Origin of the sequence: Novosphingobium huizhouense (assembly GCF_020179475.1) — a bacterium.
Lineage (GTDB): Bacteria > Pseudomonadota > Alphaproteobacteria > Sphingomonadales > Sphingomonadaceae > Novosphingobium > Novosphingobium huizhouense.
Genome location: NZ_JAILXZ010000001.1, coordinates 632,303 through 644,155, shown reverse-complemented (window position 1 = coordinate 644,155; position 11,853 = coordinate 632,303). Strand labels below are relative to the sequence as shown.

The window sequence follows — 11,853 nt, the reverse complement described above, 5'->3', positions numbered from 1 at the left end:
AGACGGCGCCGTGGAGAAATTGCTCTCCCAGAAAAACTGGACGCCGCGTTGGTACGAACGGTTTCCCCGGGCCCTGCCGATCGGGATCTTCGGCCTGACCATGGCGGTCACCGTGCTCAGCGTGTTCGCGATCGAGCATGCCGAGACCCAGCGCGAGATCGCCCAGCTGACCCAGACCGCGCAGGCGGTGGGGTCGGGCATCGAACGGCGCGCGAACGCCAATGTCGCCTACCTGCGCTCGGGCGCGGCGCTGTTCGCGACTCAGCAGATGGTCGAGGCGCCCCTGTTCCGCACCTTCATTCAGCAGCTCCAGCTCGATGGCAACTATGTCGGGTCGGACGGGATCGGCTGGGCGATGAAGGTCGCGCCCGGCGACGTGCCGGTGGTCGAGGAGGTGATGCGCCGGCGGGGGAGCCCGCGGTTCGCGATCCACCCCCGCCCCGATCCGGCGCAGCGCGTGCTCGTCCCGATCATGTATCTCGAACCCGACACCTCGCGGAACCTGCGCGCGCTCGGGTTCGACATGTATTCCGAGCCCATCCGCCGCCGGGCGATGGACCAGGCCGCGCGCGACAACCGCCCGACCGCATCGGGCCGGGTCGTGCTGCGCCAGGAGGGCCTGCGCTCGGGCGAGCCGGGCTTTCTCATCTACATGCCGGTCTACAGCATGGGGCAGGGATCGCAGCGCACCCTGCGCGGGTTCGTCTACAGCCCGTTCAACGGGCAGGAGTTCCTCCAGTCCGCCATCAACACCGACCGCATCGGGCCGGTCGGCATCCGCATCTACGACCAGGCGGTCGCGCCCGCCAACCTCATCGCCGAGCTCAAGCTGGCCGAGCGTTCGGGGCGGACCGTGCAGCGCACGCTCGATCTCGCCGGCCGGCGCTGGGTGATCGACGTCGAGGCGCCGGCGTCCAACCTGCTCAGCATGATGTCGGTGATGACGCTGCTGTTCGGCCTGCTCGTGGCAACGCTGCTGCTCGTCCTGGCCCGGTTGCTGACGCAGCAGGCGGTCGAGGACCGGATCGCGCTCGCCTGGTTCGAGCAGCAGTCCTCGATCCGCAATTCGCTGACCCGCGAGCTGAACCACCGCGTCAAGAACACGCTCGCCAACGTGCTCTCGATCATCGCGCTGACCCGCCGGCGGGCCAGCAATCTCGACGATTTCGCGACGAACCTCGAAGGGCGCATCCGCGCGCTGTCGGCGACGCACGACCTGCTCACTCAGTCGGAGTGGGGGACCACGCCGGTGCGCATGGTGCTCGAGGCCGAGCTTGCGCCCTATGCGCAGGGCGTCGAGGCGCATGTCGCGATGGCGGGGCCCGACGTCGAACTCGCCCCCAACGATGCGCTCTCGCTCGGCCTCGCCATCCACGAACTCGCCACCAATGCGGCCAAGTACGGGGCGCTCAGCACCCCCGAGGGACGGGTCGACGTGCGCTGGGAGCTGCTCGGCGAGGATCGCGCGCGGATCGACTGGCGCGAGCGCGGCGGCCCGCCGCTCGATACCGCGGCGCGGCGCAAGCGCGGCTTCGGCACCGACCTGATCGAGAAGATCGTCGCCCACGAACTGCGCAACCCGGTCGAGCTGCTGTTCGAGCGCGAAGGCGTGCGCTGCTCGCTGGTGATCCCGGTGCGCCGCCGCGGCGACTTCGCGATCCGCGAGGGCCGCCGCCCCTGAGCCGGGAGGGAAACGGCCCCGTCAACGAGAAAGGCCGCAACCCGGCGAGCGGGCTGCGGCCTTTTCGGTTTGCATGGCGGTGCAGCTCAGGCGAGCGGGCGGCTCGAACCGAAGAACAGCGCCTGGCTGATCGCCGCGCGAACGGTCGATTCCTGGAACGGCTTGGTGATCAGGTAGGTCGGCTCCGGGCGATCGCCGGTCAGCAGGCGCTCGGGATAGGCGGTGATGAAGATCACCGGCACGTCGCCGATCTTCAGGATGTCGTCGACCGCGTCGAGCCCCGAACTGCCGTCGGCGAGCTGGATGTCGGCCAGCACCAGGCCCGGCGTTTCCTGGGCCACGATGTCGCGCGCCTGGGTCCGCGTCGCGGCCATGCCGCAGACGTCGTGGCCGAGCGAGCGCACCAGGTCCTCGAGCTGCATCGAGATCAGCGGCTCGTCCTCGATGATCAGCACCGAGGTCGCGCTTTCGCGGTCGATCTCCTCGATCGCTTCCTGGACCAGGTCTTCGACCTCGTCCTCGCTGCGGCCCATGATCGTCGCGGCTTCATCGATCGAGAAGTCCTCGAGCGTGGTCAGCAGCAGCGCCTGGCGATTGAGCGGCGTGATGTGCGAGAGGCGCTCCTGCGCCGCCGCTTCGTGCAGCCCGGCGCCATCGGAGCCCGAATAGTCATTGGTGTCGACGAACGCGCTCGACCACACCGCGTTGAAGGCGCGGTACAGCGCCACGCGGCCTTCGCCGATCTGCGAGCGCAGCGCATCGTCGGCGAGCGCCGCCTCGAGCGTGGCGCGAACGAAGGCATCGCCGGTCGCCTGGCTGCCGGTCAGGGCGCGGGCGTAACGACGAAGATACGGCAGATTGGCGGCGACTTTGGCACCCAGTGACATTGATACCCCTTCCCGGATACTCGATGCTGGCCGCAACGCCCTTATCCGCAAAAAGGTTCCCGAACCAGCGTCACGGGCCAGGAACAGGGCTCCGAAAGGCGCGGGCGTCACGGCTGGGGGAACGGGGCGGCGGAAGGAGCCGGGGCGGGGCCCGGCTGCACCACGTCGATCACCCACTGCGCCAGACTGCGCGCCGGGACGGGCTTCTGGAAGCGCGGGAACAGCTCGAAGCCGGCGGGCAGGGCATCGACCGCGGCGCCGCTGACGATCGCCACCGGGCACCCTCGTTCCGACAGGCGCAGCGCGATGTCCAGCGCATGGCCGTCAGGAAGATGGCAATCGAGCAGGGCAGCGGCGAACAGTCCGTTGCGGATCCGCTCGTCGGCGGCCCCGAGGCTGCCGGCCAGCTGCACGGCAAAGCCGCGCGCGGTCAGCTCCTCCTCGATCTCCATCGCGACGAGCAGGCTCTCCTCGACGACGAGGACCTGCTGGAGGCCCCGGGGCGGGCCCTTGTGCTCGCCCGCTTGCGACCTCGGCATCGATATCTCCCTGCGTAACGCGACGGGGGCGTACCGGGGAACCGGCGAACGGTCCGTGTCATTTGACATGGCGCGCGGCGCCCGGCGGCGACAAGCCCGCCCCGTTCCAGCAGGCACCTTGCGCCCGGTCCACAGGATGAGACGATGGCCGATTCCGACAATGCCAAGACCACCCGGCCCTTCGCGCAGGCGGCCGTGCTTCCCGATGGGGCAGCGCCGCAGCAGCCGGGATCGGGCGACCGTGTTCCCTGCCGGCAATGCCCGCTCGTCGGCCGGCGCGGGCTGGCGCCGCCCGACGAGGGCCAGCGGGCGTGGATCGAGAGCTTCAAGTCGAGCGAGGTTCGCTTCGCTCGCGGCGAGCAGGTACTGCGCCAGGGCGGGCGCGCGACGCGGCTCTATACCCTGCTCGAGGGCGTGCTGATCCGCTATCGCCTGCTCGAGGACGGGCGCCGCCAGATCGTCAACTTCCTGTTCCCGGGCGATCTCGTCGGCCTGCAGGCGGCATTCGACGCCGAGCTGACCCACAGCGTCGAGGCGATGACCGAGGCGCGGCTCTGCGCGTTCCCGCGCGACCGCTTCTTCGATCTCGCGGTGAGCCACCCCAAGCTGTCGTTCGACCTCACCTGGATGGCCGCGCGCGAGGAGGCCGCGCTCGAGGATCACCTGGTCTCGCTGGGCCAGCGCAACGCGCAGGAGCGGCTGGCCTATCTCGCGGTGTTCCTCGTCCAGCGCGGCGTGGCGACCGGCGTGGTCCGCGAGGGCGTGCTTCGCCTGACCGTCACGCAGAGCCAGATCGCCGACATGCTCGGCCTTTCGCTGGTCCACACCAACCGGTCGCTCCAGTCCCTGCGGCGCAAGGGGCTGGTCGACTGGACCCTCTCGACGATCGCGGTGCCCGACATCGAGGCGGCCCGTTCGTTCGCGCAGATGGACGGCGATCCCTACATTCCGCGGCCCTACATCTGACCGGCTGCAAAAAATCTCCAAAATCGAACGACACGCGGAACCAAACTTTTCGACCCCCGTTAAGGGCATGTCACCGCCGAGACCCCCCCTCCCGTCCAAGCGGCTGGTGATACGATCCCGAAAGGCCTCCGCCGGCATCAGCCAGCGGAGGCCTTTTTTTGTACCGCAGATGCTTCGCCGGCGCTTAACGCCGCCCGCGCGCCCACTCGGCGCGGCTTGGCTTGGCGGGGCCTGGCTTAGCGGGGCCTGGCTTAGCGGGGCCTGGCTTAGCGGGGATTACCGCGCAGGCGCGCAAGCAGGCCGGATGGCGCGCGGTTCTCGCTGACCAGCCGGACCAGCGCGGCCGGCGGAAAGGGCTTGGCGAGCACGTGGCCGAGCGCCGCGGTATCGGCGGGGATGCTGTCGGGCGTGCCGGTCGAGAACACGATCAGCGGCGGCGCGGGGTTGAGCTGGATCGCCAGCTCGGCGAGCGACCAGCCGTCGTCGCGATCGGCCAGCCGGACGTCGAGCACGAGCACGTCGGGGCAGATCTTTTCAAGCTCGGCCAGTGCCGCGGTGATCGAGCCGCAGACCACGACCTGGTCGGCGCCCGCATCGCGCAGCGCTTCGGCAAGGTCGAGCGCGACCAGCGCGTCGTCCTCGACGATAAGCGCGCGGCCGAGCGAAATCCGACCGTCGCCCGCTGCCCGCCTGCTCGCCATCGTCCTTGATCCCTTGCCCTGTGCGGCGATACCGCTGCTCGCCTCGACAGCGAACGGCGGGCGGGCCGGGCGCGTTCCCGGGCGGCCGTTCAGTCCGCCAGCGACTTTCCGTAGATTTCGTATTCCTTGTTGACGTGGCTGTCGATCGCGTCGGCGATCGCCACCATCCCCTGGTTGTCCTCGAGGATCCAGCCGATCTCGCCGCGGGTCGAGCCGTAGCGCGTCACCGAATTGCGGCGAATGTATTCGATCATCATGAAGGCGAGCTGGCTGGCGAGCCGCGAGGCCTGGAGCTTCTTGCGCACGCCCATCAGCGGCACGCGCATCGTGCGGGGGCGGGGATTGCGCAGCCACAGCAGCAGCTTGGCCCAGTTGAACGGTAACAGCTTGCCGCCCATCGGCTTGAGCGCCTCGTTGAGATCGGGCAGCGTCATCATGAACGCCACCGGCTCGCCCTCGTACTCGGCGACCATGATCAGGTCCTCGCGCACGATCGGCTTGAACTTCTTGCCGGCGTAGGCGATCTCGCGGTCGGTGAAGGGCACGAAGCCCCAGTTGTCCGACCAGGCATCGTTGAGGATGTCGAGGATCAGCGCCGCTTCCTCGTCGAACCTGCTGCGGTCGACGTTGCGGATGCGGATCTTGGCGTTCTTCTCGCCCGAGGCGATGATCCGCTGGATCAGCGGCGGGAACTCGCGCGTGATGTCGAGCTCGTAGGTCTTGAGCGTCTTGGCCGGCGCATAGCCTGCGGCCTTGATGTAGTCGTCGTAGCGCTTGGGCTGGTGGCCCATCATCACCGTCGGCGACTGGTCGAAGCCCTTGGTCAGCTGGCCCGGCTCCTCCCAGATCGACATCGACAGCGGCGCCAGCACGCGGGTCATGCCCTTGTCGCGCAGCCAGGCTTCGGCGCGCGCGATCAGCGCCTGTGCGACGGCTTCGTCCTCGGCTTCGAGCAGGCCCCAGTTGCCGGTGCCCGGGCCCATTCCCTGCGCCGGGTCCATCGCGGTGGCGAGATGGTCGATGTGCGCCGAAATGCGGCCGACGACCGTCCCGCCGCGGCGCGCCAGGAACAGCTCGACGTCGGCGTGGTCGAAGAACGGGTTCTTGCCCGGCGTGACCAGTTCGAGCGCCTCCATCCGCAGCGGCGGCACCCAGGCGGGATCGCCGGCGCCCAGCCGGTAGGCGAGGTCCACGAAGGCCTGCCGGTCGGCCTTGCCGGCCACGGGGGTGATCACTACTTCGGCCTGTGCCACGATCTTGCCTTTGTTTGATTTTAGGGGGCGGGTCGACGGCGAAGTGCGACCGGGTGCGCTGCCTTGTCAAGCCGCACCCCCACTTTCGTCCGGCGTGCCGCATGGGCCGGACGCTTCGCGCACCGGGTCAGACTGGAAGCAGAACGATGATTGCCACCGATTCCCTCGACCTCGTTGCAACCGCGCCGGCGCCCACGGCGTCGAAGCGCAACCTTGCCGGCATGCCCGAGGACAAGGCCATGCTGCGCGCAGCGGTCGACCTCACGCGCGACATCGCCCGCGCGCGGCCCGAGATCTACTGGCCCGACATGCTCGCCTCGGCCGCGATCGGCTACCTCGCGCTCTACGGCGCGATCGTCGCCACGCAGCCGCTGGTCGCGGTGCTGCTCGGCGCGCTGTCGGCGGTGGCGCTCTACCGCGCGCTGCTGTTCATCCACGAGCTGACCCATATCCACCGCGACGCGCTGCCCGGCTTCCGCTTCGGCTGGAACCTGCTGGTCGGCATCCCGGTGCTGATTCCCTCGTTCATGTACGAAGGCGTCCACACGCTGCACCACGCGCGCACGCGCTATGGCACGGTCGAGGATCCCGAATACCTGCCGCTCGCGCTGATGAAGCCGTGGACCTTGCCGGTCTTCGCGCTGACCGCGCTGCTGCTGCCGATCGGCCTGCTGATCCGCTCGGCGATCCTCGTCCCGCTCGGCGCGCTGGTCCCGCCGCTGCGCACGCTGGTGTGGGAGCGCGCCTCGTCGCTGTCGATCAATCCGCAGTACCGCCGCCGCAAGCCCGAGGGCGATTTCGCGCGGATGGTGTTCTGGCAGGAGCTGGGCGCGAGCGCCTGGGCCTGGTTCGTGCTCGGCTGGTCGGCCACGCATGGCTGGCGCCCGCTGGCGATCGCCGTCGCGGTGCTGTCGGCGACCGCGCTGCTCAACCAGATCCGCACGCTCGTCGCGCACTTGTGGGAGAACGAGGGCGAGGTGATGTCGGTCACCGGGCAGTACCTCGATTCGGTGAACGTGCCGCCGCCGGCGGTGCTCACCGCGGTCTGGGCGCCGGTCGGCCTGCGCTATCACGCGCTGCACCACCTGCTGCCGTCGATGCCCTATCATGCGCTGGGCGAATGCCACCGCCGGCTGCGCGCCGAATTCGGCGCCGGAACGACCTACGACGGAGCCAACTATCCCGGTCTTCTGCCGATGATCGCCCGGCTTGCGCGCAGCTCGATGGGGCGGCGCGGCTGAGCGGTCATTCCTCGGTGCGGACCAGCACCGTCTCGCCGATCAGCAGGAACAGCAGGAACGGCGCCCAGGCCGCGAGCATCGGCGGGTAGCCCCCGAAGTTGCCCATCGCCAGGGCCGCATTGTCGACGACGAAGTAGGCAAAGCCCAGCGCCATCCCGATCACCGCGCGCACGAACAGCTGGCCGGACCGCGCCAGCCCGAAGGCCGCGACGGCGCCGAGCAGCGGCATCAGCAGCGCCGAGAGCGGGCCCGAGAGCTTGTGCCACCACTTCCCCTCGAGCTCGCTGGTGCGATAGCCCGCGTCGCGGATCGCCGCGATCGAATCGGTCAGCGCGAACACCGATTCCGCGTCGGCGTCGGTCTTGCGCAGGATGATCTGCGAAGGCTCGACGAGGCGGGCGAGCACGCGGTCCTGCGCCAGCCGGGTGCGCCGCGCGCTCTGCACGTCGAACGACACCGGATCGGCGAAGCGCCAGCCGGGCCGGGCATAGCTCGCGCGCGGGGCGCGGACGATCTCGGTCACCATGCCGGTGGGATCGCGCCGGTACCAGCTCACCTCGACCATCCGCGTCGCATCGCCCCGGCCCTCGACCGTCTTGGCGAAGAGGATGTTCGCGCCGTCCTGCAGCCAGACGTTGGACTTGACGTCGCCGTCGCGCGGGATCGGGCCGTACTTGACCGCCTGCCATGCCTTGAGCGTGGCGTTGGCGCGGGTCACCACGCGTTCGTTGAAGCCGAAGGTGACGAGCGAGACGCCCGCGGCGACGAGGAACAGCGGGGCGAGGATCTGGTGCGCCGACAGCCCCGCCGCCTTCATCGCCACCACTTCGCTGTTCTGGTTGAGCGTCATCAGCGTGATGATCGTGGAAAGCAGCACCGAATAGGGCAGGAAGCGGCTGATCAGCTGCGGCATGCGCAGGCTGACATAGGTCAGCAGCTGGGCCTGACCGTTGCCCGGCGCGGCAAGGATGTCGCCGCTTTCGCTCAGCAGGTCGAGCATCTGCAGCACCAGCACCAGCATCAGCAGCACCGCGACGATCCGCGTCGCGAACATCCGCGCGATGTAGAGCGTCACCGTGCGCGAGGGGAAGAACTCAAGCTGCACCGGTCTCTCCCGCTTCGGCCTGCTCCTGCGGCCGGCCGTGGCGCGGTGCGAAGAGCTTGCCCAGCCGCTTGGCGATCTTGGCGAAGCCGGTTTCGAGCGCGCCGATCGGCTGCCCGCCGGGGACATAGGCAATGCGCCAGTACATCCACACGATCAGCGCGGCAAACAGCGCGAACGGGCCCCACAGCGCCAGCGTCGGGTCGATCTTGCCCAGGCTCGACACGTCCTGCCCGTACTGGTTGACCTTGTGGTAGGCGACGACCATCACGATCGAAAGGAACACCCCCAGCGCCGAGCTCGAACGCTTGGGTGGGATCGCCAGCGCCACCGCCAGCAGCGGCAGCAGGAACATCATCACCACCTCGGTGATGCGATAGTTGAAGCTCGCCCGGCTCTGCGCACGGGCCAGCGCGCTCGATTCCGACGACCAGCCCATCCGCAGCAGCTCGGGCAGGAAATATTCGCGCTCCTTGTCGCCGCGCTGGCGGAACTGCTCGATCTTGGGCAGGTCGATCGGCAGGTCGTGGCTGGCGAAGGTCAGCACGCGCGGGCTGGGAACGCCGGGGCCGTCCTGCACGATCTGCCCGTCGGTCAGGCGCAGGATCACCGTATCGGGGTTCTCGCGGTTGGCGAAGAACTGCCCCTCGCGCGCCGAGATCACCAGCACCTGGCCCTCGTCGGTCGAAATCCGGGCGAAGATGCCCTGCAGGTCGCGGCCCTCGTCGCGGCTCGATTCGACGCGCAGCGCGGTGCGGTCCTGAAGCGCGTTGAACTCGCCGACCTTGATCGAGGCGCCGAGCGCGCCCGAACGCAGCTCGTAGTTCAGTTGCTCGTAGTAATAGCGCGACAGCGGCTGAAGATAGCTCACGATCAGCAGGTTGAGCGCGGCGAGCGCCAGCGCGAACAGGTAGGGCACCCGCAGCAGCCGCGTATACGACAGGCCCACCGCGCGCATCACGTCAAGCTCGGACGAGGTCGCGAGCTTGCGGAAGGCGAACAGGATGCCCAGCATCAGGCCGAGCGGGATGGCGAGGCTGGCGTATTCGGGCAGCAGGTTCGCCAGCATCTTGAACACCACCGTGACCGGCCCGCCCTGCGTTGCGACGAAGTCGAACAGCTTGAGCATCTTGTCGAGCACGAGCAGCGAGGCGGCGATGACGAACACCGCCAGCATCGGCACGATCACCAGCCGGGCGATGTACTTGTCGGTGGCAGTGAGGAACGTCACGGGCGCTTCGTAGGCTCTCGTTTTCGCGCGGCACCGCGCCGGTGGAAGCGGGTGGACTAGCTTGTCCGTGCGTTCGGCGGAAGGCGCAAAAACCAGAGCCGCGCGGCATCCCCGGGTTAAAATTTAACTATAGTTATTGACTGCACAGAACGTTAGTATAGGGCGTAGGCCCATGGGGGCCTGCGCGCGAGCCGAAAACACGCCGCGCGCAATCCGGTTCCCGAGGTCGCACTCATGCAGGGGAAACCTGTGTCCATCGATGCCCGCATCAAGAGCCAGCGCAGCTGGCGCAACCTTCTTCGCGCCCGGCTCGCCGCGCAGCCGGTCGATCTCGACCTGCTTGCCGACAAGTGCGAGGCCCTGCCCTTCGAGCGGCAGGGCTGGGGCCTTGCCCAGGTCCTCCACCTGTTCCGCGAAGACGCGGCGGAAGGCTCCGGCGGCACCGCTGCCAGGACCGCGCCCGAGGTCATGTGGATCGGGCTGCTCGCCGATTCGGGCGCCTACGAAAGCGCCGCGCTGGCGCTGCTTCCGGCCGACGGCACCTACACCTTCGCGCGGCTCGGCGACGGGACGCATCTCGCCCAGGTCGTGCTTCCGGGCGGGGTCGGCGCCTATTCGCGCGGCGCTGCGGCGCTCAGCCTGGCGATCGTCGCCGCGCTGCTGCGCGCAACCGCGCGCGAGATGGTCGAGCATCGCTACCGGGCCTGATATCTGGAAGGTGGGTGTTCAGGCTTTTTCGAGCGTGCACTGCAGCGGGTGCTGGTTCTGGCGCGCGAAGTCCATCACCTGGTTCACCTTCGTCTCGGCGATCTCGTAGGGGAAGATCCCGCAGACGCCGACGCCCTTCTGGTGGACGTGGAGCATCACCCGCGTGGCCTGTTCGAGGTCCATGTGGAAGAAGCGCTTGAGCACCATCACCACGAATTCCATCGGGGTGTAGTCGTCGTTGAGCATCAGCACCTTGAACATGCTGGGCTTCTTCGGCTTGGCGCGGGTCTTGGTGGCGATGCCGACCAGGTCGCCGCCGCCCGGGCCGCCCGGCGAATCGTCCTCGCTCGCGCGGGTGGCGCCAGCCGTCGACAGCACGGCGAGAAGGTTCGGTTCGAGTTCTGACATGGTACGGTCGCAAATATCGCATCGCACGCCGCCCGGTACAAGGGGGGCTGCGCCGACCTGAAGCAAAGTCCTTGCGGAACGACAAACGGACCGGGAGGTCGTTTCCTCCCGGTCCGTCGTCCACAGGCCGGTAGCAGCGCGCGTACGCCGATACGGACGCGCTGCTCGATCTGGTGTCAGGCCGCCTGCTTCATCTTCTCGACCGCGAGGCTGACGCGGGTCGAAATCGGCTGGAACGCTTCGTTGGCCAGCTTGAGCATGGCCTCGCTGTTCTTCGAGCTGGTGGCGACCGCGGCGTCGAACTGCTTGCGCAGCAGCGCCGACTGCTTCTCGAAGAACTCGGTCGGCGACTTGACCGTGGTCAGTTCCTTGAACTCGGCGGTCAGGCTCTCCATCGCGGTCTTGCTTTCCGCGACGTAGCCCTTGCCCATTTCCTGCAGGCCGGCGGCGAAGATCTTGCTCGATTCGAGCATGGCTTCGACGTTGCCCTTGGCGAACGCGCCCATGTCGCCGAACGCGGCCTTGGCCTTCTCGCTGGCGTCCTTGAACGAGGACTGGAACTTGTCGGTGAATTCGGTGGCGGTGGTCATCTTGGTCTGTTCCTTCCTGGGCGCCGGCGACTCCGTCTTCTGCGAAGCGGCGGCAGGCTTGACGCTTTGCGATGCAGGCCGGGCGACGGGCGCCGGCGGAACCACGCGGGCGGCTGCGACAGGGGCGACCTCCGGCGTTGCGGCCGTCTCGATTGAAGCCGATTCAGCCGCAGCCGGTTCAGCCGCAGCCGTCACGACCGGATCTGCCGCTTCGGTCTCCGCCGCGGCCGCGACCGCTGCGAGAGGGTCCGCAGCGGCGGTCGGCATGGCGGGTTTCCTTGCCGGCACGCGGCGGCGGCTCGTCTTGCTCGCCGCCTTCGGGTCCTTGATCGAAGGCACCGGCGGCAGCGCGTCGAGATCGATCGGAGCAGGCGCCCGCCCCTTGTCGCGCGGCGCTGCGGCCTGCTTGACGATCGGGGTCGCGTCTTCCGGGGTCTCGTCGGCCATCGCCTGCACCTCCAGCATCGACAGCGCCGACAGGAAGCGATCCGGTCTTTGCTGCACTGCACAAAATAGGTGCGGGGGCGGCAAAGTCAAGTCCGGTTT

General features: G+C 68.6%; 12 protein-coding genes. 4 read left to right on the top strand and 8 right to left on the bottom strand.

The window, feature by feature from the left end:
- Positions 1 to 10 precede the first annotated feature (10 nt).
- Positions 11 to 1,681: a CHASE domain-containing protein gene (locus K3A85_RS03115; protein ID WP_225205035.1), complete on the top strand. Its 1,671-nt coding sequence runs from the start codon at positions 11 to 13 to the stop codon at positions 1,679 to 1,681.
- A gap of 86 nt (positions 1,682 to 1,767) precedes the next feature.
- On the opposite strand, the gene K3A85_RS03110 is transcribed toward K3A85_RS03115, so the two are convergent.
- Positions 1,768 to 2,568, bottom strand: a complete 801-nt coding sequence (locus K3A85_RS03110) for a response regulator (RefSeq protein ID WP_225205034.1) — start codon at positions 2,566 to 2,568, stop codon at positions 1,768 to 1,770.
- Positions 2,569 to 2,675: 107 nt separating this feature from the next.
- A complete protein-coding gene (locus tag K3A85_RS03105; protein ID WP_225205033.1) occupies positions 2,676 to 3,107 on the bottom strand; it encodes a response regulator in 432 nt (143 codons plus the stop codon).
- A gap of 144 nt (positions 3,108 to 3,251) precedes the next feature.
- On the opposite strand from K3A85_RS03105, the gene K3A85_RS03100 reads away from it, so the two are divergent.
- Positions 3,252 to 4,073 carry a Crp/Fnr family transcriptional regulator gene (locus tag K3A85_RS03100; RefSeq protein WP_225205032.1) on the top strand — a complete coding sequence of 274 codons (822 nt, stop codon included), beginning with the start codon at positions 3,252 to 3,254 and terminating at the stop codon, positions 4,071 to 4,073.
- 266 nt (positions 4,074 to 4,339) lie between these two features.
- On the opposite strand, the gene K3A85_RS03095 is transcribed toward K3A85_RS03100, so the two are convergent.
- Positions 4,340 to 4,774 carry a response regulator gene (locus K3A85_RS03095; protein ID WP_225205031.1) on the bottom strand — a complete coding sequence of 145 codons (435 nt, stop codon included), beginning with the start codon at positions 4,772 to 4,774 and terminating at the stop codon, positions 4,340 to 4,342.
- An 89-nt stretch (positions 4,775 to 4,863) separates the two neighbouring features.
- The gene (locus K3A85_RS03090) at positions 4,864 to 6,027 is read right to left on the bottom strand and encodes an N-acetyltransferase (RefSeq protein ID WP_225205030.1); all 1,164 of its coding nucleotides are present in this window, start codon (positions 6,025 to 6,027) and stop codon (positions 4,864 to 4,866) included.
- A gap of 146 nt (positions 6,028 to 6,173) precedes the next feature.
- Here K3A85_RS03090 and K3A85_RS03085 point away from each other — a divergent pair, with 146 nt between their 5' ends.
- Positions 6,174 to 7,268 carry a fatty acid desaturase family protein gene (locus tag K3A85_RS03085; RefSeq protein WP_225205029.1) on the top strand — a complete coding sequence of 365 codons (1,095 nt, stop codon included), beginning with the start codon at positions 6,174 to 6,176 and terminating at the stop codon, positions 7,266 to 7,268.
- A 4-nt stretch (positions 7,269 to 7,272) separates the two neighbouring features.
- On the opposite strand, the gene lptG is transcribed toward K3A85_RS03085, so the two are convergent.
- A complete protein-coding gene (lptG, locus tag K3A85_RS03080) occupies positions 7,273 to 8,373 on the bottom strand; it encodes an LPS export ABC transporter permease LptG (RefSeq protein WP_225205028.1) in 1,101 nt (366 codons plus the stop codon).
- Complete coding sequence (gene lptF / locus K3A85_RS03075; protein WP_225205027.1) at positions 8,363 to 9,601, bottom strand: LPS export ABC transporter permease LptF; 1,239 nt, start codon at positions 9,599 to 9,601, stop codon at positions 8,363 to 8,365. The genes lptG and lptF overlap by 11 nt, the downstream gene beginning before the upstream one ends.
- A 249-nt stretch (positions 9,602 to 9,850) precedes the next feature.
- On the opposite strand from lptF, the gene K3A85_RS03070 reads away from it, so the two are divergent.
- On the top strand, positions 9,851 to 10,309 hold the full coding sequence (locus tag K3A85_RS03070; RefSeq protein WP_225205026.1) for a hypothetical protein: 459 nt from the start codon (positions 9,851 to 9,853) through the stop codon (positions 10,307 to 10,309).
- A gap of 18 nt (positions 10,310 to 10,327) precedes the next feature.
- Here the strand turns inward: K3A85_RS03070 and clpS are convergent, their stop codons facing one another.
- Positions 10,328 to 10,717: an ATP-dependent Clp protease adapter ClpS gene (gene clpS / locus K3A85_RS03065; RefSeq protein WP_225205025.1), complete on the bottom strand. Its 390-nt coding sequence runs from the start codon at positions 10,715 to 10,717 to the stop codon at positions 10,328 to 10,330.
- Positions 10,718 to 10,893: 176 nt separating this feature from the next.
- Positions 10,894 to 11,811, bottom strand: coding sequence for a phasin family protein (locus K3A85_RS03060; protein ID WP_225205024.1), 918 nt, complete (start codon positions 11,809 to 11,811; stop codon positions 10,894 to 10,896).
- Positions 11,812 to 11,853 lie beyond the last annotated feature (42 nt).

What these genes read in the sequence shown, in the direction of transcription:
- clpS (WP_225205025.1), bottom strand. Translation starts at nt 10,717, where the DNA reads ATGTCAGAACTCGAACCGAACCTTCTCGCCGTGCTGTCGACGGCTGGC.
- K3A85_RS03085 (WP_225205029.1), top strand. Translation starts at nt 6,174, where the DNA reads ATGATTGCCACCGATTCCCTCGACCTCGTTGCAACCGCGCCGGCGCCC.
- K3A85_RS03095 (WP_225205031.1), bottom strand. Translation starts at nt 4,774, where the DNA reads ATGGCGAGCAGGCGGGCAGCGGGCGACGGTCGGATTTCGCTCGGCCGC.
- K3A85_RS03110 (WP_225205034.1), bottom strand. Translation starts at nt 2,568, where the DNA reads ATGTCACTGGGTGCCAAAGTCGCCGCCAATCTGCCGTATCTTCGTCGT.
- K3A85_RS03100 (WP_225205032.1), top strand. Translation starts at nt 3,252, where the DNA reads ATGGCCGATTCCGACAATGCCAAGACCACCCGGCCCTTCGCGCAGGCG.
- K3A85_RS03105 (WP_225205033.1), bottom strand. Translation starts at nt 3,107, where the DNA reads ATGCCGAGGTCGCAAGCGGGCGAGCACAAGGGCCCGCCCCGGGGCCTC.